We start from the raw sequence: 21,356 nt of genomic DNA on the forward strand, positions 1-21,356 counted from the left end.
CACATAAAGTAATTTAAATTTTCTACGGTTCTTATTTCTCTGACTTTTTGTATTCCTGTCTCTTTCCGCTTTCATTCACGCAGTTTAACCAAAATCAATCATAAATAACGGTTGGGTTTCAATAGGGAAGCCTGATAACAGAATTGGGAGAGTTGGGTATTTCTTCAGTCCTCCAAGTGTTTTGATCACTATTTGAATTTGATACCATGTATTTTTAAAAGGCAGCACCGGCCTCACATGCAGTTTAGCTGGATGAATGAAGCCCATATTATCAGGCATAATCGTTGAACAATAATTATGCACTTATAGACCATTGATCATTATAAACAAACCTCCCCGATAAATATATTTACTTATATGACATCCGAACAAATAGGCAGCGCCATACAAAAACAAAGCCGACCCGTATTCGAGATCTGGTTTAAAAGTCGTTCTTCAATTAAAGGGCTATTTATACAAACGACAGACTATAATGAATTAAAGCTGAAAAATTTTTGGCGGATTGTAGATGAAAGCAGGATTGCTGAATATGACAAGACCGGAAATAAAGATCTGGCCCGCGTTTTTTATGGAGATGGATTTACAAAGCTGGAGATTACCGGCTAATGGCGCCTTCTAAAGGCTACCGGCTTTTCTTTTAAACTCCAACAGGCAATACGTAATATGCTCAGTAAGCGATTGCTGTAACTGTAATATGTCGTTTCGTTTATAAGTGCGTATCAAATCTTTGGCCTCCAGGCCCAATTGGTATTGCAGCCGGCGCTCGTATCTTCCGGACAACTGTTGAAATACATTTTCGTCTGTTTGACGGTCTAATTTCCCAGCCTGCTCTTTAAAATCGTGGTAAAGCTCTTCAAACAATCGAAACGCAGTTTTCCGGAAGCTGGTTATTATTAAAACAGGATCTTGTTCCATGTTGTTTTGTTCTGCGGTTAATAAACATAATAGCAATCTGATATCCATACCAACGCTTACCGGCACCAAAATGGACTGTGCCCTGTTGGAGATTTTAAGCCTGTTATTCAGTCCCGTATCCCGGGAAAAAAGCTGCCGATCTAATCCCTTGGCTTTTCCTGTAATGATACCCGAATCCCTAAAAAAGTAGAACAGGTCATGGGAGTAATTTACAGTTCCTGAATATACCGCTTTTTTAGGGCAAACTCGTTAATATATTGCTGAGCTTTTTTAGCGTGTTTACTCTTTATACGAACAGTTCTCAAAGAGCGGCCCCAAAATTGTTAACTAATTTGGCCAAACAACCTGTTTTATGACCCGGGGCCATACAATTCATAAAAAAAATCGTCCCTATTCCTTAAATCTATTGTTTGCCTTTTATACACTTGATATAAATAACCAGGTTTTTGCGCTGCCCAGCCAGGTGCAGGGTAACATAATTACCATTTATTTCTAACACGGTATATTGTCTTTTAGAATCGAACGGAGACTGCAGTGTAACTGTGTCTCCGATTTTTATATTTTCCATTAATACATTTTTATGCCACTGTATTTTATGATGCAGGCTTATTTCCGGAAAGCTTTCACCTAAAATAAAAATATGGCTAGGAGCTCTGGCACTACTGCATTGTTGATTAAATATGCTGCATAAACGACCGGCCCTTTCTTTTAGCCGGACGGTTTGTTCGGCGCGGTATCTGCAACGAATCCGCTGCTTTAAAATCATCTCCGTGCATCAAGGGTACATCAAAAGCATGCCCCTTTATAACCGGTATGGTTTTACGAATCAGTTTTTGAATATCGCGTAAATACAATTTCTCCTCATAATCGCAAAAAGAAATAGCAATGCCTTCTGCGCCTGCTCTTCCCGTACGCCCGATACGATGTACATAGGTTTCCGGTTCATTTGGCAGCTCATAGTTGATCACATGTCCCATGTGGTCTACATCAATCCCTCTGGCTGCAATATCCGTGGCCACTAACACCTTTATTGCCCCTTTTTTAAAATTCAGGAGCGCCGTTTGCCTTGCAGATTGCGATTTGTTTCCGTGTATGGCAGCAGCTTTTATACCCGCACCAGTAAGATTTTGGGTAATCTTATCGGCTCCATGTTTTGTCCTCGCAAATACCAGCACTGTCTGAATGCGCTCATCTTTCAGTAACTGCAACAACAACGAAGGCTTAAACCGCTTTTCTGTGTAATACAACGATTGTTGTATACGGTCAACTGTTGTTGCCGGTGGCGTTACTGTTATTTTTACCGGCTGGCTCAACAGCGTACCGGCTAATTGTTGAATTTCCGTAGGCATGGTTGCAGAAAACAGGATTGTTTGTCTTTGCAAAGGTAATCTGGACAGGATCTTTCGCACATCATTCACAAAGCCCATATCCAGCATACGGTCAGCCTCATCCAGTACCAGGTATTGAATATTGCTTAAAGAAAGGCAGCCCTGGTTAAGTAAATCCAGCAAACGGCCGGGAGTTGCAATAAGAACATCAGCCTTTTGCCGCAATGCTTTCACCTGATTATATTGAGATACGCCTCCAAAAACTGCCAGGTGTTTTAACGAAAGGTACTTTCCGTAAACACCAAAACTTTCCGCCACCTGTAGCGCCAGCTCCCGCGTAGGTACTAAAATTAAAGCCCGGCAATTATTTTGCTTTGTTGCTCCCTGGAGGTGCAACAGTTGCAACAGCGGAAGGGCAAAAGAGGCCGTTTTGCCGGTGCCGGTTTGAGCACAGGCAAGCACATCTCTGTTTTGCAAAATTACCGGGATGGATTGTTCCTGTACAGGAGTGGGTGTAGTATAGCATGTGTCGCTCAGCGCCTTTAGCAAAGGCGCAATGAGCTGTAAATTGTTAAATGACAAAATTAAGTAAATTAAAAAATGATAAAATAGGGCAATGCTATTCACAAACAGTGCGAAGGCGATGCCTGTCTTACGTTAAGCAATCACTATATTTGAATGGGGGAAGGAAGACAAATCCAGTGTAGGACAACATACAAAGAACCGAAGGTAGTTCATTTAACCGGTATTGATCATTATATTTTCACAGCGATGACGTTTTGTGCTTTTTCTGAAAAATAGAAATCATTGATTACAGGTGGGTTTTGGCTTTGTTTATAATCAATGTTTTATATAAACCCTGGTAGTCTATAAAAGCAAATCAAAGTCAGGTGCTTGATGAAAATTTCATTTTAATAAAAGGCCTGCATCCATCTCAGCCATTAGAGGTCAACCAATTATCGAATACCGGCCGCAGCAAACAGGGTAATAAATAAGTTACCTTATTGACCTATTGCAAATAATCAGAACAATTACAATCCCGATAATGGCGATTCTTTAACACCGGCAAAGCCAGTAAATATTAATAATGCCGGTTTAAATAAGTATCTTACGAAAATATTTAACTACATATTTAAAATGTCTGCCTGAAACGGAGCACAATTATTATTCTCCACACAACACAATGTGCGAAATTCAAACCAGCTGCTAAAGTCTTCCACCAACGGCGAACAATAATAGAATATACGGATAAATCCGATGTGAGAGAGCTTTTCGAATCAAAGGTTACTCCAATACATCGGGCGTCTAAAAACAATAAAAATTTACGAATGAAAATTTTATCCGCCTTAACGGATCCCGTTTATACAACTAAAGCCCATTTTAGCCGTTACGAAAATTTCTGGCTCCGCTTTATGAATGACAAACGGGATCTTCCCTTTATGTATCTGCTTACCCGGATCCATATTTTCATATTGCCGGTTGCACTGCTGCTTTTTACCCCCCTGTTAAAAGGATGGGCATGGTGGCTGGTGGCGCTTATCTATTTTTACTTTTCTCAGTTTTATTTTAAGGGCCGCTTCGGTTTAATGTTCCATTGCCTGTGCCACAGGAAAATGTTTAAGCCCGGTCATCAGCAAAAAATTCATGGGTACATCAGCTGGATTATTTGCCCGCTGTTTGGACATACTCCCGAAAGTTATTTCAGCCACCACATGGGAATGCATCATGTTGAAAACAATAACGAAGAAGACTCCAGCAGTACGATGCACTACCAAAGGGATAGTTTCAAAAGCTTTTTATCTTATTTTTTTAACTTTCTGTTTTTGGGAGTGATGCAAACCTTTCAGTATTTATATAGCCGTAAAAGGAAGAAATTGTACACCCGGTTAACCGTTGGAGAATGGTCATACATCATTTTTTGTATTGTGCTCTGCTTTGTCAATTTGAAGGCCACATTAATGGTATGTGTTTTTCCGTTGCTGTTTGCCCGGTTTGTAATGATGCTGGGGAACTGGGCACAACATTCGTTTATAGACGGCAGCAATCCTGAAAACATCTATACAAATTCAATTAACTGTATTAATACGCCCTATAATCACACCTGCTGGAATGATGGGTACCATATCATACATCACTTGCGGCCGGGTATGCATTATACAGACATGCCGCAGGAGTTTTTAAAGCGACAGGATGAGTTTGCACGGCAGAAAGCCATTGTATTTGATGGCATCCATTATCTTCATGTTTTTTATTATTTAATGACCCGGCAATATAATAAACTGGCCAGTAATCTGGTTAACATCAATAATACATTTGAAACCAGGGAACAGGCTATTTGCCTGATGAGGGAACGCACACAAAGGATCCCGGGTAAATCCTGATTCATGCCATCGATCTTTTCCTCAAAATGAGTCTTTTGATAACATGCCTCACAATCAGGCCCGGATAACAACTCTGTAAAGTGTGAGTACATGATGAAACCGGCCGGGGAGGAATCTTAGCCTGGTAAAGCGTAGCAATGAGGATATATATAAAATACATGGTAAGCCTCCGATGCAAAATGGTAGTACAAGAGGAATTGAAAAAACTGGGCATTCAGCACGGTTCTGTAGATCTTGGCATGGTTGATCTTCAGGAAACAATTACCGAAGGCCAGCGCCATCTGCTTGGAATAAACCTGCTTAGGTATGGCCTGGAATTACTGGACGACAAAAAGAGTATCCTGATTGAGAAAATAAAAAACGTTGTAACGGAAATGATCCACCATGCGGACGAATTACCTAAAGTAAACTATTCTGATTATATCAGTAAACAGTTAGGATACAGCTATACTTATCTTTCCAACACCTTTTCAGAGGTAAAGGGCATCAACCTGCAGCAATTTATCATTATGCATAAAATTGAAAAAGTAAAGGAATTGCTGTTATATGATGAATTGAACCTGACAGAAATTTCTTACAGACTTAATTATAGTAGTGCAGCGCATTTATCTAACCAGTTTAAAAAGATCACAGGACTAACTCCTTCTTTTTATAAGCAATTGAAGCTAAAACGTAAGCAAAACCTAGAAAACCTGTGATATTTGTAAGTTTAATGAACAAATGTGTAGTAATAGCGCTCCAAAAACACCTGACCTTTGTTGCGTAACAAATCCGTTACAAATTAAATAAAATGTCATGTACACAGGTAAAATCACAAACAATGAAAATTTTAAAATGATAGGAGATTGGACCAGTCAGTCAAAGACACTTAAAGAAAAATATCCGCTTTTAGTGGATGCCGATCTGAAATTTGAAAAAGGGAATGAGAATGACCTACTCACCAGGGTAGGAACCCGGCTTAACAAAAAAAGAGACGAGGTAATTAATATTCTCAGGAAAGTACAACCCAGCGCCTAACCCTTCATCTGTTTTATATACCAGTAAAGAAATCCATCTTATTGAAAACGTGGGGCAGAAAGAAATATTCTGCCTTTTTTTGTTGTTGCATTATAGCCATTAAAACGGCGAAACGATCCATCGCCCATCGCTACAGCTATTGCATTCTATTTGACCATATGATCAAAAGGTTGTATCTTTAGCTGGTTACAGATACAGCGAAACATCCACGGGTTCCCGCCCCCTTCTTCTTCTCCTTTAAAAGCGGCTCCTTTTCATACCGTTTTCTGCATTCCTGTTTTCCGCATCATAGTATTATTATGACGATTCTAATTTTTTTTGTAGCGCTGTGGTATCTTTCGCTATTCAGTCAGACTTTTTTTCAGCACCGCTATGCGGCGCATGGTTCCTTTACGATGAGCAGGTTCTGGGAGCGCTTCTTTTTCGTATTTTCCTATATAACCCAGGGGTCTTCCTACATGAGTGCGCGGGCTTATGCAATCATGCACCGGATGCATCATGCTTATACAGATACGGAAAAAGACCCGCACTCACCTAATTTTTCTTCCAATATGTTTAGCATGATGTGGCGTACTAAAAAAATCTATTCAGCGATCGTACACCAGCGATATCCTATAGAAAAACGATTTGAAAAGAACCTGCCCCACTGGCACAGTTTTGATCGCTGGGCAAACTCCCCGCTGTCACGTATACTTTGGGTAGCGATCTATATTTCATTTTTTTTGATTTTTGCTTCTTCGTTCTGGTGGTGGCTATTGCTACCTGTTGTTATTACGATGGGCGCTTTTCATGGAGCTTTGGTAAATTGGTTTGCACATAAATACGGATATATAAACTTCAGACTAAGAAATACATCACGCAATTTACTGGTGGTAGATGTGTTAATGCTGGGAGAATCGTATCATAACAATCATCATAAACATCCGTCTTCTGTAAATTTTGGTAACCGCTGGCACGAGGTAGATCCGGTGTACCCGGTTATCCTGTTATTAAAATCGCTGCGCATTATACGCTTTGCCAAAAAACCGGTAATGGCTTAAGGAAACGTATTTTTCTACCCGCTTTATTTACTATAATTTAAAAACGCCTTTTATGTCTAAAAATCAATTTCATGCAGGCAACAAACTGAACATCCTGGGCGGGGATAAAGAAAACATATCGACGAATGTCTGTTTTACCGGAAACGCTATTGCATTGTTAAACAATTATGCAGCCACAGGTACTACGATACATTTAGACGATTGGGATGGCTATAATGAATTAAGAAGCGGATCGCTCTACTACATTGTTACCGATATTAAAAAAGTAGCTATTTTAGTTTTAATCGTTTATTCCTGGCTTTAAAGAATATTCAGCTACCAGAAGAGTCACGGAATTAATAAAGAAGCTTTATTCGTCTCAGTAAGGAATATAGTGGCCTGGTTGCTCAAAAGAAAGCTTCCTTTATGTTTATACTACGATATCCTTTTCTGCAGATCGTTTTCGGCTGTAGTGCCTTCCCCTTTGTACTACTTCCTTTCCGGTGCCTGCTACAATCATCATTAAAATTTTTTACCTGCTAAATTGTTTGATATGACCAGCGAAAAGATCTCAACAGCACAAGTGCCGTTATTACGGAAAGGAGATATTATAAAAAGATTTCCTTCCAGCGGAGCTCCTGAAGAACAATTTGATGAGGAACGCAAAAAGGATACGGATGTATTTGAGATCTGTTCTATAAATTCCAAAAACGATATAATAGAACTCATAACACCAGGCAACGCGCGTGGTATGTTTCCATCTCCGGGCAATGTCACTCATTTGTTTATAAAATCCTGCAACCTTGTGGCACAGGGCATTTGGTGGATATAGGATGCAAATGGCATCCCTGCTTTAATTCTCTTAATCCCTTAAAAAGAAAAAATCACATTTGTCTAAAAAGCCTTATCTTTACAAGGATAGGCATAAATACTCCATCACTTCAAGTCAGGATCAGTTACATATCTACTACACACCAATAGCATTTATTTTTCTCCTTCTTCTTTTTTTGCTGCCGCATTTAGCCTCTATTTTTTAAAAGAAAAATTTATTTACAATGAACATGTATGTTTCAAACCTGGGGTTTCATGCCTCTGACGATGATTTGCGCGAACTTTTTAGCAGCTTCGGACAAGTGTCTTCTGCCAAAGTAATTATGGATAGAACCACCGGGAAGAGCCGGGGCTTTGGTTTCGTAGAAATGGGCTCAGTTTCAGATGCCACACTCGCAATGAAAGAGTTGGACGGTAAGGATGTCGATGGCAGGAGAATTGCTGTTTCGGCTGCAAAAGAACGGGAAGAGCGGTCTAATAGAAAATGGTAATGAATGTTCGAAGGGGCCGTCCGGCCCCTTCTTTTTTAATAGTATAACTGTTGTGAGTATTCAGTGTGCTTCATTTTAAAACATGTACCATGCATTTCCAAAAACAAGATCTGTCGGGCACTCACTATACCTGGAACAACGAACACCCTGCTTTTAGTGGCCAGCCCAGCCGCAGAAGATTTGATAAAAATAATGGCGATCAGGTGCTTTACCTGATCAACTTTTACGCATCATTGGCCGGGCGGGTAAGCCTCCTGGAAGGCAGGATCATTGAGCAGACCATTACGCGGGATCTGCCGGACGCTGCAAAAAGTGAGGTTTCCGCTTTTAACTGGATCAGGCGCAGCGCTTTCCCCACTCTGTAGAACTCAGGTACCCAAAATAACTGCAGCAATTTTTATCAGTCTTCTCTTTCATCCACATATTGCAATAGCTGCATGGCTATAACCGGAAAGTATCCCTGTTGGGTTGTATATTGCCATCCGGAACGTTCTGTTTTAAAAAATTCCCCCACTTCCCGGTTGTTAATATATAACCGGTAATGTCTGGAATTCATCTTCCTGCTTCTTCTCAGCTCACCAAAGATGTTTCTTCCTTCAAATTCAAATTGAACAGGAATATGCATATTTCCTTTTATTAAACCCTTAACTTTTTTGAAAATGTATTCAGACGCTGATTTTAAACGTCTTTTTTACATCCTCAGGTGAACAGTATGTTAACAACCGGCCTTATGTAAAGACCCTCTTTTGAATGAATTTGTAGCACCTGCTAAAGGACGTCGTCTTAACGGCTATAAAATGATGGTTGATCCTTTGTTTTGCATTATTACACATTTGATGTAGTACCTCATTTGAAACATCTTCAAAAACAAAATCATCTGGCGCTTCTATTATAAATTGAGCCACTTTTTCGATACGTATAAAATTTACAGCCATTATTTTATACACCGTACTCAGTTTATCTTTTGTATTAAATAAAGGCATTTTTTGCATAATGCAACCTTTATATAGGAAAAGGGTTATGGTTGACATTTGTTTTTATTAAAAACAGATCTTCACCTGTTCAATAAATTTGCTACAGCTGTATGCTTCTTACAAATTTTAGAATCCGCTCACGCATCTTTGAATAGTTAGCTAGTACCCCCTGTGATGATTTCTTCTTTGTTTTTTTCATTTCAAGCATGGACCAGGGCTTTTTCGACCCAATGATTGCCCCTTCCGTCTGTTTCAGATTTCCTTTTCCGTCTGTTGCCGGTTCAAAAAAGCGATTGCTTTTAGTTGCCTTTATGTTCATAAATTGAGACTGTCATAAATTCAGATGCCAGCGAGATCAAAGTCCCTAAAGTCTACAATTTATCGTTATTTGCCTTACATATCTATACAATAGACTTGCATATATCACAGGTTTTGTTCGTTTATGTTTATAGCCGGTTCAAATGAGCCGCTGACAAGTATTTTCCTTTTATAAAAATCATTAGTCTTGCTTTTTTTCTTGCACAAACAGAAGTATTCCCGACAGAAGTGTATACTGCTCAGATATCATTTTTGTATTACTAGGAAAAAAGGGGTAATATTTTCCTCACCGGGAGTACCTGTGGTAAGGAAAGAACAGCGTTGCAGAAATTAAGCCATACATAAAAAGGGTTGCTATTTAAATAGCTGCCTGGCAGGGCTAAGTACTAAAGAGTTGTTGTTAATATACATAGAATGAGCTTTTCGTTTATACATTCACCCCCTAATAGACGTATATTAAACACTATAGGGCTTTTTTGTACAAAACCTTATTTATGGATTGAGAATTGCAGGCTTTTAAAGATTGTTAGGCTTTCTTGCACTAAAAAGGCGGCCAACGCACTACTTACAGACTTTATATAAAATGAATAGTCACAACTCCGGATTATTAGCAGAAGAAAAACAGGCCTTACTTGCAGCGATTGTATCCTCTTCTCAGGATGCAATAATAAGTAAAACCCTGAAGGGTATTATAACAAGCTGGAATCCTGCTGCTGAAAGACTTTTTGGCTATTCAGAAAAAGAAGTACTGGGTAGACATATATCACTCATTATACCAAAAGACCGGATACACGAAGAGGATTTTATTATACAACAAATTTCCAAGGGTTTGCGGTTGGAACATTTTGAAACGACTCGTCTCACCAGGGACGGCAGACAAATCCCCATTTCGCTCACCTTGTCACCGATATTTAATGAGCGTAATGAAATTATTGGAGCATCTAAAATTGCACGGGATATTTCTGAAAACATTATGAACAAGGAGGAAAAAGAACAGCTTTATGAGGAAATTAAAATCTTGAACAAAAAAAAAGATGAATTTATTGCATTGGCAACTCATGAGCTAAAAACGCCTATAACTTCTTTGCGTGGCTTTTTAGAAGTACTACAAAAGAACGTTTCCCGGGAGGGTATTAATTTCAGTTTGCTTGAAAGATGTATCCGGCAGGTAAATAAATTATCAATGTTACTGAGTGACCTTTTGGATGTCTCCCGCATTCAACTTGGAAAACTTCAGCTTCGCTATGAATTCTTTAATATTGTTGAAATGGTTGCGGAAGTCCTTTCTACCTTTATCCACTTTGACAAACATCGCCTTGTTTTTAAAAACAGGGATTCTATAATCGTTTATGCCGATAGGACTCGTCTGGAACAGGTACTTATAAATTTTTTTAATAACGCAATTAAGTATTCTCCATCGGGAGGTGATGTTGAAATAAAAATATGGGAATCACCTAACAACATTCATTTGTCAGTCACAGATGAAGGTATTGGTATTGATAATGAACATTTAGCCGAAATTTTTAGCCAGTTTTACCGGGCTGTTAACGGTCAGTCAAATATTTCCGGATTAGGAATTGGTTTGTATATAAGCAAAGAAATCATCGTGCGGCACGGGGGAACAATAGAGGTAAAGAGTCAGAAAGGCCGTGGGTCCGTATTTGCCTTTTCAGTCCCGCAAAAGAAAAATTAGAAACAATTTTTATTAAGTAATTTATCTGGCGTGAAAAAAGATGTTTTAGTAATAGAGGACGATGATGATATACGCTATTTGGTAGCACTTATTCTTGAAAGCGCATTTTATGAGGTTAGAACAGGTGCTTCGGCTAAAGACCTGGATGCTGCCCTGGAAGTAAAGCGCCCTGATATAATCATACTTGATATTATGCTCCCCGATGGTAATGGCATTGATTTGTGTAAGCAGATAAAAAAGAACAGCTCAACAAGCCATATACCAGTAATCTTAATGTCAGCGCATCAGTTTGATAATATAGCAGACCCTTGTGCCGAAGCTTTTATTAATAAGCCGTTTAGCATTGATGAAATTATTACAACAGTTAAACAGGTTTCTTAAAAATAATGAACTGCTTAATATCTGATTTCAACAATCTCCTGGAGCCAAACGGTTAGATTTGATACGTAATCATCGTTACACCTAAAGTAACCTGCTGTCGAAGAGCTACCTCTTTCGTCCTTCATTTTTAATTATACTGCAATTCCATTTCAGTTACCGACTCTTTTATCAATTTCATATCATTTCGGGCCAACCACAATTCTTTAATTTTATTGGCCGCTTCTTCAGGTGTAATGCGGATATATTTGTAAAAATCCTTTGTTCTTTTGTGACCACTTATTTTCATAATGAGTTCAACAGGTGTACCGGCTAAAAATTCGTTAGTACAGAAAGAACGGCGTGCAGTATGAGATGTGATCCACTCATATTTTGGCTTCGTTACCGTTATTGTTTGGTTGCCTTTTTTGTAGGAGAATTTTACTATTTGGGTAATTCCCGCAAGTTTCCCAATGGTCTTAATATGTCTATTAAATTCAGGATTTGTCAACTCTGGTATGCGGTCGCGGAACTGACGGGTGAAGATCAGTTTTGCTTCGTGCCGTAAAGGAATAATCACCCAATGGTCGGATTTTTCCTGCTTTTTATAGAGCATATCCCTTTGGAGATCCTCTGGTCGAAGAGTTGAAAAGTCTGAAAATCGCAGCCCTGTTAAACAAGCTAGAACAAATAAATCCCTGTACTCTATAAGATGGGGATGTTCTGACAGATCGGTTTGGTAGATTTTGGCGATCTCCTCATAGGTGAGGTATATGGCGTCGCTTTCTTCCTCCGGTATTCTGAAATCGGACAGGTCGATGGGCTTAATAACTTTTCTTTTGACCCGGTCTTTAATAAAACCCCGGAGATGCTTGATCGTTTTTCCAATAGTGTTTAATTTAAGCCCGACCAGCAATGTTTTTCTGCGAATATGTACATGCTCAAACGTCAGGTAGTCCACAAAATCTTCATAGAAGCTAAAATCAAAGCTATCAAAAGTGACCTGCTGATTACGGAATTCCTCGAAGGCGAGCAAATGGGATTTTACGTTACCATAAACAGTTAGAGTGGCTTTACTTACCTTCCGTTTCTTGGATTTTATAAACTCATCAAATTGATAATAAACACTGAGCTTGTTCTTCTTTTCGGTTTCCTGTTGTTCTGCGGCTTCTTTTTCTTTTGCTTCAATATCATCAAAGTCAAAAGTCGGCGAAAAATGTTTCTTTGTAAACTCAGCGCGTGCCTCAATTGGAATTTTCTTTAATCCGGCATAGGTAACAATGTCTTCTACAATTTTTTTCAGTCGTTTTAGCTCATTATTGAGCTCGTTGTAGTCACCATGCGTTGCAGGTAGCCGATCACTAATACAGCGGCTTCCGTTATCCCAATAGATGGGTGGGATTTTGACATCCGTTCCAAATAAAGGTTTCTGATTTTCATTGCAACAATACTGAACAAAAATGGAGCAGGTTCCATCAGCATGAACCCGGTTTTTTCGACAAATTAGCTTAATTGGGAGAGACATAACCTGAACAATTTTAATCGACTTGAGTAGCCTGAAATCAGGTCTACTTTTGGTCTACTTTTTAAAATTGTTAAGCTGTTTTAAAGGTAGTAAAGATTCTCAGTGGATTTTGTTATGAGACTTTGAAAGTCAGCCCCTTAAAAGTAAAGTAGGGTAAAAAGCAAAAAGGATCATCATTGCTGATAATCCTTTTTTGCGGACCGGACGGGACTCGAACCCGCGACCTCCGCCGTGACAGGGCGGCATTCTAACCAACTGAACTACCGATCCTTTCAAATTGGGAGTGCAAATATAGTCGCTTTTCCGTTACGTCCAAACAATTTCAAAAAAAGTTTGAAAAATATTTATCTTGGCTTATGAACCTGATTTCTTTATTGGAAAGGCCCTACACCAAAGCGCAGGCGAACGATATCGTTAACTGGATTGGAAATGATCAAAAACGTTTTGATGCACTGCTTAAAATATTTCTTTCAGAAGAAACTTTGCTGGTACAACGCGCTTCCTGGCCGCTCAGTTATTGCGTTGCGAACCACCCGCGGCTGATTAATAAACATTACGACAGGCTGATAAATTATCTTAAAGCCACCGGCAAGCCGGCGGCTATCCGAAGAAATATATTGCGCGCTTTTGATCAGCTCGATCCTATTCCCGAAAATTATCACGGCGAACTAATGGACGCCTGTTTCGGATTTATCGAAGACCCCAACGAAGCGATCGCTTCTCAGGCTTTTGCGCTCGGCATCCTTTCGAAATTTGCAAAAATATACCCGGAAATTAAACCGGAGCTACTCCTGATTGTAGAAGATCGGTTTCCCAATGCGCCGCCGGCTTTCAGGTCCAGGGCCAAAAAGCTGCTTCGCAAAAACTGAACCGGCACGACGCGTTTTATGAATGGTGGTATTTTTCATTTTTTAGAATCGTGCACGCGCGATACACCTGTTCTGCCAAAATAAGCCGCACCAACTGATGTGGGAACACCAATTTTGATATACTCCACTGAAAGTTTGCGCGGCGCAAAACCTGCTCATCAATACCGTAAGCCCCGCCAATCAAAAAAACGATCCGTTTGACAGAAAGGTTGGCGCAGTGCTGAATTTGCTGAGCCAATGCTTCAGATGTGAGTTGTTTACCGCGTTCTTCAAGTGCGATCAGAAAATCGTCTTTTTGAATCCTGGAAATGACGACCGCACCTTCCATTTTCTTTGTTTCATCGATGGATAATTTACCTGCATTTTTTAACGGCGGAAAAATTTCCCATTCAAGTTTAAAGTAGTTTTGAATGCGTTTTGAAAAGTCTTCCACGCCGGATTTCACATATGGGTCGTGACTTTTTCCTATCGACCAGAATGCTATTTTCATACAAAAACGCGCTTGATTATAAAGATCGCGAAGGTAGCTATTCTTATCTGGAAGCCACTCTGTAAACCTATGCTTCCTTAGTAAAATCTTCCATCACATTAGTCAAACAACCCATTTTTTAACGCTAATGCTTCGTCTATTTTCGATTTGCGATAAATGGCTTGACATATGAGCGTTAAATTATATTTTGAAGACTTTGTATTAGAAGATTCCCGAAAGACAACTGGCCGAACGATTACCGATGCTGATATTGTATTACATGCGGGCCAGTCCGGCGATTTTTATCCCCATCACATGGATGAGGAGTGGTGCAAAACGCAGCCTTTTAAAAGGCGCATTGCCCACGGCACTTTAATCTTTTCTGTAGGGGTGGGCCTTTCAGCCGGCGTTATCAATGAAGTGGCCATGACCTATGGTTATGACCGCTTACGCTTTATCAATCCCGTATTTATCAATGACACGATCAAAGCCACTATAACCATCAAGGGAAAACGCGATCATAAAAAGCCTGCCTACGGTATTGTTACCGAATTGGTGGAAGTGCACAATCAGCACAATGAATTGGTTATGGTGTGCGAACACCTGCTTCTTGTAGAAAAAAGAAATAGTAATGGCTGATATCGTACTTAAGGGCATTACCTGGAACCACAGCAGAGGTATCACGCCATTGATGGCTGCTGCCCAGCGTTTCACCGAGCAACATCCGGGTATTGAAATACAATGGCACAAGCGTAGCCTCCAGCAATTTGCTGATTTTCCGATCGAGCAACTGACTGAACAATACGACCTGTTAATTATCGATCATCCATGGGTGGGTACCGCGGCCGCCACTAAGTGCGTGTTAGCGCTTGATGAATATCTATCGGCTGAGTATCTCACAGATCAATTGGCAAATAGTGTTGGCCCATCGCATGCCAGTTATAATTACGGCGGCCATCAATGGGCGTTAGCTATTGATGCAGCAACGCCGGTAGCCAGCTATCGAAAAGATTTATTTGCAGCCGCCAATGCCAAACTGCCCCAGACATGGGAAGAAGTTATTGAACTGGCCAAAGTTGGAAAAGTGGCGGTACCTGCTATTCCCATCGATTTATTAATGAACTTTTATACATTTTGTATAGCGCAGGGCGGCACCCCCTTTGAAAGCCAGGAAGAAATCATTCCATCGGCCACAGGCAAAGCGGCGCTTCAAATGATGAACGAGCTATATTCAAATGTGGATCGCTCCATGTTTAATAAAAACCCAATCGCGGTGGCGGAGCTCATGAGCCAGACGGACGATTACTGGTATTGTCCGTTTGCCTACGGTTACAGCAATTACTCGCGCATCGGATATGCGAAGCAGTTGCTTGAATATGGAATGCCGGTACGTTATAACGAGAAGCCATTGAGAACGACGATTGGTGGAACGGGGCTTTCGGTATCTGCGTTTTCAAAGCATAAGCAGGAGGCGGTGGCTTTTGCAGAAATGGTTTGTTCGCCCTCGTACCAAACCAATGGTTATATTTATAATGAAGGGCAGCCGGGCTACCTGAAAGCATGGACCAATGATTTAAATAATCAGCTTACTCATCATTTCTTTAAAAATACATTGCCTGCGATGGAGCATGGGTTTTTGCGGCCGCGTTACCATGGGTACCTCCATTTTCAGGATGAAGCCGGAGCTTATGTTCAGGAATATCTGTTAGGAAAGCAAACAGATGAAAATAAAGTCCTTGAAAAGATGAATCGTTTATATATTGCTTCTATTGAAAAAAACCGGATAAAAATTCCCGCCTGATGTTTTTGCCATTAAAAGGTTTATTAGTTGTCGAGTTTAGCCAGTATCTATCCGGGCCTTCAGCCGGGTTGAGGTTGGCAGATTTGGGCGCGCGTGTTATAAAAATCGAACGCCCCGGGAGCGGCGACCCCTGCCGCAAACTTGCGGTAAAAAATCTTTGGCTGGGCGATGATGCGCTCAATTTTCACGCCATCAACCGCGGTAAGGAAAGTTTCGCCGCCGACCTTAAGAATGAAGCAGATCGCGAAGCAGTAAAAAAAATATTAGCTAAAGCAGATGTGGTGACCCACAATTTCCGGCCCGGCGTTATGGAAAGGATCGGGTTAGCCTATAGCGATGTAAAATCGATTAATGAGAGGATTGTTTACGCAGAAATAACAGGCTACGGAAAAAAGGGCCCTTGGAAAAATAAGCCCGGCCAGGATCTTTTGATTCAATCTTTATCGGGCCTCGCCTACACTACAGGTGATGACGGCGAAGGCCCCATGCCTTTCGGGCTTTCCATTGTGGACAGTATTTGCGGCATTCATGCCGTTCAGGGTATTCTGGCTGCTTTGATCCGCCGGCAAAAAACCGGCCTGGGCGCATTTGTGGAACTCAGCCTTTTAGAATCAGGGTTGAGTTTTCAGTTTGAGCTGCTCACAACGCATTATCATAGCCGGCAAAGTATTAAAAGGAGCAAAGTTAGTAACGGGAACCCTTTGCTGGGCGCTCCCTATGGCATTTATAAAACCAAAGATGGATATATTGCGCTGGCGATGATGAGCATGCCGCTGCTACAGGAAGCCCTTGGTATTGCAAGTTTGGGTAATTATGCCCCGGCCGACGTTTTTGAAAAGCGCGATGAAATAAAAAGTATTATTGCCGAACAGTTGCTCGTAAAAGAAACCGCGTTTTGGCTACAGCGCCTGATGGCCTTGGGTTTGTGGGCTTCGGAAGTGCACAATTGGGACACTTTAACACAGACGCCTTTGTATAAAAGCACAGGCATGGAAAGTAAAATCGCCGCAAATGGCGATAAAAGTTTTACAACCACAAGATGCCCGATTCGCATTGACGGAAAGGCCGTTGGTGCAAAATTGGCCGCGCCGGAGCTGGGCGAGCATACTGAAAAAATTAAAGAAGAATTGCTTTCATAAGAATGAAGTTATTACAGGACATACTCGTCATAGATTTTAGTCAGTTCCTTTCAGGGCCTTCGGCCTCGTTGTGCCTGGCTGATTTTGGTGCTGATGTGATCAAAATTGAAAAGCCCGGAACAGGCGACATTTGCCGGGAACTATACGTGTCGGATGTGATGATCGATGGGGAGTCTTCTATTTTTCATGCCATCAACAGGAATAAAAAAAGTTATGCAGCGGATCTTAAAAACGCCGCCGATGTTGCGCGATTGAAGCAACTAATTCAGAAAGCGGATGTGGTGATGCATAATTTCCGGCCCGGCGTCATGGAGCGCCTGGGTTTTGATTATGATTCCGTAAAGAAAATCAACCCGAATGTAATTTATGCACAAATAAGCGGGTATGGCGAAGACGGCCCATGGAAGCATTTACCGGGTCAGGATCTGTTGTTGCAGTCGCTCTCAGGGCTTGCGTGGCTCAATAATAGCAGCCATGCCAATCCGACGCCAATGGGAGTGTCGGTGGTTGATATGCTTGCCGGCGCTCATGTAGCGCAGGGTATTATGGCGTTGTTGTATAGAAAAGGGGTAACGGGCGAAGGCGGCAGCATACAGGTAAGCATGTTGGAAAGCGCACTTGATTTTCAGTTTGAAGTGTTGACCTGTTACTTTAACGACGGCGGCCAGTTGCCGCAGCGCAGCGCGGTCAATAGTGGTCACGCTTACGTTGCAGCCCCCTATGGTATTTATAAAACAAAAGACGATTATATCGCGCTCGCGATGGCGGATATTCTGCAGTTGGGCGATCTGATTGGCTGTGATGATTTGGCCGCTTTCACCGATCGCAAAGACTGGTTTGAAAAACGCGATGAAATAAAAACGTGCTTAGCTCATCATTTACTTCATCATACAACGACGCATTGGTTAGAAATATTAGAACCTGCGGGCGTTTGGTGTTCCAAGGTTTTGGATTATGAGCAACTCACATCAGAAGAGGGGTATCAGGCATTGAACATGGAGGTGGTTGTAAAAACAAGCAATGGGATTTCCGTTAAAACAACCCGATGCCCGGTTCGGGTAGACGGGGAGTTGCTGGTGAACGAAAGAGGGGCCCCGGCTTTGGGCGAGCACAACAGCGAGATCGATGAGCTTTTCGAAATAGCCTCGAAAAAAGAAATTGTAGATTTAAATAGCAGTATTTAACAGCTGCGATGAATGGCTGTATATGGATTGCTGAATACGTATGATAATTGACACGCATGTACATATCTGGGATTTACAACGTTCCGCTTACAATTGGCTGAAGCAGGCGCCTGAAGTGTTGCATAGCAACCATGCGCTGTCCGATCTGGAGGATGAAAGAAAAGCGACGTCGGTAAGTGGTGGCGTACTGGTGCAGGCAGATAATACACTGGAAGATACAGCGCTCATGTTTGAAGCGGCGAAAAGCAATTCCTGGATTAAAGGTGTGGTAGGCTGGCTGCCATTAACGGATCCTTCCGCCACAGAAAAGCTGCTGAAACATTTCATGCAAGAGCAAATCTTTTTTAAAGGCGTACGCCATTTGATTCATGACGAACCGGATGCCGCCTGGCTATTGCAACCGGCAGTAATCGACTCCTTAAAAATATTGGCCGAATACCGGATTCCCTATGATTTCGTGGGTGTTAAAACGGAGCATATCCAAACGGCATTAAAAGTTGCCCAACGCGTGCCTAACCTCAAAATGGTTTTCGATCATTTGAATCAACCGCCTATTACGGCAGATTTGAACGGTAGTGAATGGGCCAGTTTGATGGCCGAAGCGGCACAACACGATCAGTTTTATGCAAAAATATCCGGCTTGGGCACGGTTGCCGGCAAGGAGTTTTTTACGGTAGAAAATATAAAACCGTTTGTAACATTCGTTTTGTCCATATTCGGTACCAATCGTTGCTTTTTAGGTGGCGACTGGCCCGTTTCGCTATTGGCCGCAAATTATACAACTACCTGGGCCTTGTATCAACAGCTTATTGAGGCGATATTACCGGATGAGGAAGAAAGAGAAAGGGTGTATAGCAAAAATGCGGTTTCTTTTTATAATTTAAATCCGTCATTAACCGAAAGCGGAAGCTGATCGGCATATTGGAAAATGATAAAATAACAATGCATGCAATTACTTTGGGGTATATTTTTTCACGGCCTGGGCGCTTCTTCGGCGGCCCTATGTTACACGCCTGAAAAAAAAGTAAAAGGCTGGAGTTGGCAAACTTATTGGCTGGCACAGGCTTCCGTCTGTTGGCTTTTATTACCCATTCTTATTGCTGTATTAACCATTCCTTCATTAACACAGGTGTTGGCAGAAGCGCCGGCCTCTGCCATGTGGAACGCATTTTTCCTGGGCATGGCCTACGGTGTGGGCGGCACCGCCTTTGGGATGGCCATTAAATATATTGGATTTTCCCTCACTTATGCGATTTCAGTGGGTATCTCCTGTGTGCTCGGCACTTTGGTGCCGCCGCTGATGAACGGCACATTGGGAACCGCTTTGAGCGGCACTGGCGGCCGTTGGATTTTAAGCGGCGTCATACTGGGTGCGGCGGGTATCGCACTTTGCGGTTTGGCAGGCCGGCTCAAAGAAAAAGACAGCGTTCAAGCCCAGTCCACCTTTTCTTTTAAAAAAGGCTTGCCGCTTTGTTTATTGGCAGGTGTTTTATCCGCCTTTTATGGTTTTGCAATTAATGCGGGCAAACCTATTTCTGACATCGCCGCCCAACATGGCGCCGGAAATTTCCAGGTGAATGTGGTATATATTTTTTCTAACTCAGGCGCTTTTCTAACCACATTGATCTACACCTTATGGCTTCATATAAAAAATAAAACATTCAGTGAATATCGGTCAGTAGCGCAACCAGGGCTTTCAACCAATTATTTAATGGCTTTACTCACCGGTATCCTTTGGTACGGGCAGTTTTTCTTCTACGGACTTGGCCATGTGCGTTTGGGCAAATATGAATTTTCGAGCTGGGCCATCCACATGATCATGTTGGTGTTTTTTAGCTCTTTGGTCGGATTGATTTTGAAAGAATGGAAATTGACCAAGCCTGTCACACGCCGCGCACTCGCAGCCGCTTTATTTGTTCTGCTGCTGGCGGTTATTGTTTTAACCTACGGAAATTATCTGGGAGGAACCTGACATGGAACTTAAAAAAACAAACACGCCTATTTGCATTATCGGCGCCGGCGGAATTGTTGCCGACGCTCATCTGCCGGCCTATCGCCTTGCTGGTTTCCCGGTGCAGGGCATCGTGAACAGGAACAGGCAAAAGGCTGAAGCGCTTGCTGAAAAATTTGGCATCCAAAAAGTATACAATAGCCTGGAGGAAATGGTCGCAGACAATCGGAACGATGTTATTTACGATTTCGCCTTGCCTGCGTCGGAGATTATTCCCGTGCTTCAGTTGCTGCCCGAGAAAGCCGCAGTGCTGATTCAAAAACCCTATGGCGAAAGCTTAGCCGAAGCGAAAGCTATTCATAAGTTGGCGAACGAGAAACTGATGCTGGCAGGCGTCAATTTTCAAATGCGTTTTGCGCCTTATATCCTTGAAGCGAAGCAGATGATAAGTGAAGGGCAGTTGGGAACGGTTACTGATGTTGAAGTTTATGTAAATGTGCATACACCCTGGAACCTTTGGGACTTTTTGTTTACCAAAGAAAGAATGGAAATCAACTATCACAGCATTCATTATATCGATACGGTGCGCTCGTTGCTGGGCAATCCTGAAAAAATATTTGCGCGGACTTTTAAACATCCGCAAAGCATGCAGCTGGCTTCGGTAAAATCAAATATCATCATGGATTACGGGGATATGTTACGGGCAGCGATCCATACCAATCATAACCATGATTATGGGTACGAAAAACAGGAATCGTATATAAAAATTGAAGGCACACAAGGTGTTATCAAAATTACTTTCGGCGCTTTGATTGATTATCCGCATGGAGTGCCCGATAAATTTGAATTTTTTATAACCGAAGGCGCGTCCGCCAAAGCCTGGCAGGTGAAGCCAATCGAGGGGACTTGGTTTCCTCACGCCTTTATGGGGACCATGCAGCAAATGCAGTGGGCAAAATCCGGAGCCATAATAAAGCCTGAAAACAGTATCGACGATGCGCTTATGACCATGGCTTGTGTCGAAGCGGCGTATGTCAGTAATCAAAAAGGAGGAGTCTTAATCGATGATTTTTTGTAGTAATATCATTTCTGTT

Annotated in this window: 26 protein-coding genes and 1 tRNA gene; 19 read left to right on the plus strand and 8 right to left on the minus strand. The window is 41.7% G+C overall.

Features of this window, described 5'->3' with window-relative positions:
• Nucleotides 1-84: 84 nt before the first annotated feature.
• Nucleotides 85-279, minus strand: coding sequence for a hypothetical protein (locus tag ABDK00_RS07565; protein WP_346238658.1), 195 nt, complete (start codon nt 277-279; stop codon nt 85-87).
• A gap of 78 nt (nt 280-357) precedes the next feature.
• Here ABDK00_RS07565 and ABDK00_RS07570 point away from each other — a divergent pair, with 78 nt between their 5' ends.
• The gene (locus ABDK00_RS07570; protein ID WP_346238657.1) at nt 358-606 is read left to right on the plus strand and encodes a hypothetical protein; all 249 of its coding nucleotides are present in this window, start codon (nt 358-360) and stop codon (nt 604-606) included.
• 9 nt (nt 607-615) lie between these two features.
• On the opposite strand, the gene ABDK00_RS07575 is transcribed toward ABDK00_RS07570, so the two are convergent.
• From ABDK00_RS07575 to ABDK00_RS07585, 3 genes are all read right to left on the minus strand, one after another.
• Nucleotides 616-915 carry a hypothetical protein gene (locus ABDK00_RS07575; protein ID WP_346238656.1) on the minus strand — a complete coding sequence of 100 codons (300 nt, stop codon included), beginning with the start codon at nt 913-915 and terminating at the stop codon, nt 616-618.
• 403 nt (nt 916-1,318) lie between these two features.
• Nucleotides 1,319-1,483 (minus strand): hypothetical protein, encoded by a 165-nt coding sequence (locus ABDK00_RS07580; protein WP_018629337.1) that lies wholly within the window; start codon nt 1,481-1,483, stop codon nt 1,319-1,321.
• Between the two features lie 106 nt (nt 1,484-1,589).
• On the minus strand, nt 1,590-2,825 hold the full coding sequence (locus ABDK00_RS07585) for a DEAD/DEAH box helicase (RefSeq protein WP_346238655.1): 1,236 nt from the start codon (nt 2,823-2,825) through the stop codon (nt 1,590-1,592).
• Between the two features lie 746 nt (nt 2,826-3,571).
• Here ABDK00_RS07585 and ABDK00_RS07590 point away from each other — a divergent pair.
• The 8 genes from ABDK00_RS07590 (at nt 3,572) to ABDK00_RS07625 (ending at nt 8,347) form a co-directional block, all read left to right on the plus strand.
• Complete coding sequence (locus tag ABDK00_RS07590; protein ID WP_090390069.1) at nt 3,572-4,624, plus strand: fatty acid desaturase family protein; 1,053 nt, start codon at nt 3,572-3,574, stop codon at nt 4,622-4,624.
• A 179-nt stretch (nt 4,625-4,803) separates the two neighbouring features.
• A complete protein-coding gene (locus ABDK00_RS07595) occupies nt 4,804-5,322 on the plus strand; it encodes a helix-turn-helix domain-containing protein (protein ID WP_428400439.1) in 519 nt (172 codons plus the stop codon).
• Nucleotides 5,323-5,419: 97 nt separating this feature from the next.
• Nucleotides 5,420-5,641, plus strand: a complete 222-nt coding sequence (locus ABDK00_RS07600) for a hypothetical protein (protein ID WP_346238653.1) — start codon at nt 5,420-5,422, stop codon at nt 5,639-5,641.
• Between the two features lie 299 nt (nt 5,642-5,940).
• A complete protein-coding gene (locus tag ABDK00_RS07605; protein ID WP_346238652.1) occupies nt 5,941-6,681 on the plus strand; it encodes an acyl-CoA desaturase in 741 nt (246 codons plus the stop codon).
• Between the two features lie 52 nt (nt 6,682-6,733).
• A complete protein-coding gene (locus ABDK00_RS07610; protein ID WP_346238651.1) occupies nt 6,734-6,985 on the plus strand; it encodes a hypothetical protein in 252 nt (83 codons plus the stop codon).
• Nucleotides 6,986-7,213: 228 nt separating this feature from the next.
• On the plus strand, nt 7,214-7,492 hold the full coding sequence (locus tag ABDK00_RS07615; protein ID WP_346238650.1) for a hypothetical protein: 279 nt from the start codon (nt 7,214-7,216) through the stop codon (nt 7,490-7,492).
• A 223-nt stretch (nt 7,493-7,715) separates the two neighbouring features.
• Nucleotides 7,716-7,982, plus strand: a complete 267-nt coding sequence (locus tag ABDK00_RS07620) for an RNA recognition motif domain-containing protein (protein WP_008582790.1) — start codon at nt 7,716-7,718, stop codon at nt 7,980-7,982.
• Nucleotides 7,983-8,071: 89 nt separating this feature from the next.
• Entirely contained in the window at nt 8,072-8,347 is a 276-nt protein-coding gene (locus ABDK00_RS07625; protein WP_346238649.1) for a hypothetical protein, read from the plus strand.
• 35 nt (nt 8,348-8,382) lie between these two features.
• Here the strand turns inward: ABDK00_RS07625 and ABDK00_RS07630 are convergent, their stop codons facing one another.
• Nucleotides 8,383-8,607 carry a hypothetical protein gene (locus ABDK00_RS07630; RefSeq protein WP_346238648.1) on the minus strand — a complete coding sequence of 75 codons (225 nt, stop codon included), beginning with the start codon at nt 8,605-8,607 and terminating at the stop codon, nt 8,383-8,385.
• A 1,250-nt stretch (nt 8,608-9,857) separates the two neighbouring features.
• Between ABDK00_RS07630 and ABDK00_RS07635 the strand changes: the two genes are divergently transcribed.
• Both ABDK00_RS07635 and ABDK00_RS07640 read left to right on the plus strand, forming a co-directional pair.
• Nucleotides 9,858-10,967: a PAS domain-containing sensor histidine kinase gene (locus ABDK00_RS07635; protein WP_346238647.1), complete on the plus strand. Its 1,110-nt coding sequence runs from the start codon at nt 9,858-9,860 to the stop codon at nt 10,965-10,967.
• Nucleotides 10,968-10,997: 30 nt separating this feature from the next.
• On the plus strand, nt 10,998-11,348 hold the full coding sequence (locus ABDK00_RS07640; protein ID WP_346238646.1) for a response regulator: 351 nt from the start codon (nt 10,998-11,000) through the stop codon (nt 11,346-11,348).
• Between the two features lie 127 nt (nt 11,349-11,475).
• Here ABDK00_RS07640 and ABDK00_RS07645 read toward each other — a convergent pair whose 3' ends face one another.
• Both ABDK00_RS07645 and ABDK00_RS07650 read right to left on the minus strand, forming a co-directional pair.
• The gene (locus tag ABDK00_RS07645) at nt 11,476-12,849 is read right to left on the minus strand and encodes a site-specific integrase (RefSeq protein WP_346238645.1); all 1,374 of its coding nucleotides are present in this window, start codon (nt 12,847-12,849) and stop codon (nt 11,476-11,478) included.
• Nucleotides 12,850-13,045: 196 nt separating this feature from the next.
• Nucleotides 13,046-13,119 (minus strand) — tRNA-Asp (locus ABDK00_RS07650).
• Nucleotides 13,120-13,205: 86 nt separating this feature from the next.
• Between ABDK00_RS07650 and ABDK00_RS07655 the strand changes: the two genes are divergently transcribed.
• Nucleotides 13,206-13,718, plus strand: coding sequence for a hypothetical protein (locus ABDK00_RS07655; protein ID WP_346238644.1), 513 nt, complete (start codon nt 13,206-13,208; stop codon nt 13,716-13,718).
• A gap of 16 nt (nt 13,719-13,734) precedes the next feature.
• Here the strand turns inward: ABDK00_RS07655 and ABDK00_RS07660 are convergent, their stop codons facing one another.
• The gene (locus ABDK00_RS07660) at nt 13,735-14,208 is read right to left on the minus strand and encodes a 23S rRNA (pseudouridine(1915)-N(3))-methyltransferase RlmH (RefSeq protein WP_346238643.1); all 474 of its coding nucleotides are present in this window, start codon (nt 14,206-14,208) and stop codon (nt 13,735-13,737) included.
• Between the two features lie 168 nt (nt 14,209-14,376).
• Between ABDK00_RS07660 and ABDK00_RS07665 the strand changes: the two genes are divergently transcribed.
• Genes ABDK00_RS07665 through ABDK00_RS07695 form a run of 7 tightly spaced genes read left to right on the plus strand, consistent with a single transcriptional unit; the run spans nt 14,377 to nt 21,340 of the window.
• On the plus strand, nt 14,377-14,826 hold the full coding sequence (locus ABDK00_RS07665; protein ID WP_346238642.1) for a MaoC family dehydratase: 450 nt from the start codon (nt 14,377-14,379) through the stop codon (nt 14,824-14,826).
• Nucleotides 14,819-15,988: an ABC transporter substrate-binding protein gene (locus tag ABDK00_RS07670; protein ID WP_346238640.1), complete on the plus strand. Its 1,170-nt coding sequence runs from the start codon at nt 14,819-14,821 to the stop codon at nt 15,986-15,988. Before ABDK00_RS07665 ends, ABDK00_RS07670 begins: the two co-directional genes overlap by 8 nt.
• On the plus strand, nt 15,988-17,127 hold the full coding sequence (locus ABDK00_RS07675; protein ID WP_346238639.1) for a CaiB/BaiF CoA-transferase family protein: 1,140 nt from the start codon (nt 15,988-15,990) through the stop codon (nt 17,125-17,127). The genes ABDK00_RS07670 and ABDK00_RS07675 overlap by 1 nt, the downstream gene beginning before the upstream one ends.
• Nucleotides 17,128-17,129: 2 nt before the next feature.
• Entirely contained in the window at nt 17,130-18,311 is a 1,182-nt protein-coding gene (locus ABDK00_RS07680; RefSeq protein ID WP_346238638.1) for a CoA transferase, read from the plus strand.
• A gap of 40 nt (nt 18,312-18,351) precedes the next feature.
• The gene (locus ABDK00_RS07685) at nt 18,352-19,224 is read left to right on the plus strand and encodes an amidohydrolase family protein (RefSeq protein ID WP_346238637.1); all 873 of its coding nucleotides are present in this window, start codon (nt 18,352-18,354) and stop codon (nt 19,222-19,224) included.
• A 33-nt stretch (nt 19,225-19,257) separates the two neighbouring features.
• Nucleotides 19,258-20,283, plus strand: coding sequence for an L-rhamnose/proton symporter RhaT (locus ABDK00_RS07690; protein ID WP_346238636.1), 1,026 nt, complete (start codon nt 19,258-19,260; stop codon nt 20,281-20,283).
• A gap of 1 nt (nt 20,284) precedes the next feature.
• The gene (locus ABDK00_RS07695; protein ID WP_346238635.1) at nt 20,285-21,340 is read left to right on the plus strand and encodes a Gfo/Idh/MocA family oxidoreductase; all 1,056 of its coding nucleotides are present in this window, start codon (nt 20,285-20,287) and stop codon (nt 21,338-21,340) included.
• Nucleotides 21,341-21,356 lie beyond the last annotated feature (16 nt).

It is taken from the genome of Niabella insulisoli, from assembly GCF_039652435.2.
GTDB lineage: Bacteria > Bacteroidota > Bacteroidia > Chitinophagales > Chitinophagaceae > Niabella > Niabella insulamsoli.

Coding starts and splice junctions, on each gene's coding strand:
- ABDK00_RS07600 (WP_346238653.1), top strand. CDS start 5,420: ATGTACACAGGTAAAATCACAAACAATGAAAATTTTAAAATGATAGGA.
- ABDK00_RS07655 (WP_346238644.1), top strand. CDS start 13,206: ATGAACCTGATTTCTTTATTGGAAAGGCCCTACACCAAAGCGCAGGCG.
- ABDK00_RS07665 (WP_346238642.1), top strand. CDS start 14,377: ATGAGCGTTAAATTATATTTTGAAGACTTTGTATTAGAAGATTCCCGA.
- ABDK00_RS07635 (WP_346238647.1), top strand. CDS start 9,858: ATGAATAGTCACAACTCCGGATTATTAGCAGAAGAAAAACAGGCCTTA.
- ABDK00_RS07660 (WP_346238643.1), bottom strand. CDS start 14,208: ATGAAAATAGCATTCTGGTCGATAGGAAAAAGTCACGACCCATATGTG.
- ABDK00_RS07695 (WP_346238635.1), top strand. CDS start 20,285: ATGGAACTTAAAAAAACAAACACGCCTATTTGCATTATCGGCGCCGGC.
- ABDK00_RS07680 (WP_346238638.1), top strand. CDS start 17,130: ATGAAGTTATTACAGGACATACTCGTCATAGATTTTAGTCAGTTCCTT.
- ABDK00_RS07620 (WP_008582790.1), top strand. CDS start 7,716: ATGAACATGTATGTTTCAAACCTGGGGTTTCATGCCTCTGACGATGAT.
- ABDK00_RS07580 (WP_018629337.1), bottom strand. CDS start 1,483: ATGGAAAATATAAAAATCGGAGACACAGTTACACTGCAGTCTCCGTTC.
- ABDK00_RS07570 (WP_346238657.1), top strand. CDS start 358: ATGACATCCGAACAAATAGGCAGCGCCATACAAAAACAAAGCCGACCC.
- ABDK00_RS07690 (WP_346238636.1), top strand. CDS start 19,258: ATGCAATTACTTTGGGGTATATTTTTTCACGGCCTGGGCGCTTCTTCG.
- ABDK00_RS07575 (WP_346238656.1), bottom strand. CDS start 915: ATGGAACAAGATCCTGTTTTAATAATAACCAGCTTCCGGAAAACTGCG.
- ABDK00_RS07565 (WP_346238658.1), bottom strand. CDS start 279: ATGCCTGATAATATGGGCTTCATTCATCCAGCTAAACTGCATGTGAGG.
- ABDK00_RS07615 (WP_346238650.1), top strand. CDS start 7,214: ATGACCAGCGAAAAGATCTCAACAGCACAAGTGCCGTTATTACGGAAA.
- ABDK00_RS07670 (WP_346238640.1), top strand. CDS start 14,819: ATGGCTGATATCGTACTTAAGGGCATTACCTGGAACCACAGCAGAGGT.
- ABDK00_RS07630 (WP_346238648.1), bottom strand. CDS start 8,607: ATGCATATTCCTGTTCAATTTGAATTTGAAGGAAGAAACATCTTTGGT.
- ABDK00_RS07645 (WP_346238645.1), bottom strand. CDS start 12,849: ATGTCTCTCCCAATTAAGCTAATTTGTCGAAAAAACCGGGTTCATGCT.
- ABDK00_RS07685 (WP_346238637.1), top strand. CDS start 18,352: ATGATAATTGACACGCATGTACATATCTGGGATTTACAACGTTCCGCT.
- ABDK00_RS07590 (WP_090390069.1), top strand. CDS start 3,572: ATGAAAATTTTATCCGCCTTAACGGATCCCGTTTATACAACTAAAGCC.
- ABDK00_RS07610 (WP_346238651.1), top strand. CDS start 6,734: ATGTCTAAAAATCAATTTCATGCAGGCAACAAACTGAACATCCTGGGC.
- ABDK00_RS07675 (WP_346238639.1), top strand. CDS start 15,988: ATGTTTTTGCCATTAAAAGGTTTATTAGTTGTCGAGTTTAGCCAGTAT.
- ABDK00_RS07595 (WP_428400439.1), top strand. CDS start 4,804: ATGGTAGTACAAGAGGAATTGAAAAAACTGGGCATTCAGCACGGTTCT.
- ABDK00_RS07605 (WP_346238652.1), top strand. CDS start 5,941: ATGACGATTCTAATTTTTTTTGTAGCGCTGTGGTATCTTTCGCTATTC.
- ABDK00_RS07625 (WP_346238649.1), top strand. CDS start 8,072: ATGCATTTCCAAAAACAAGATCTGTCGGGCACTCACTATACCTGGAAC.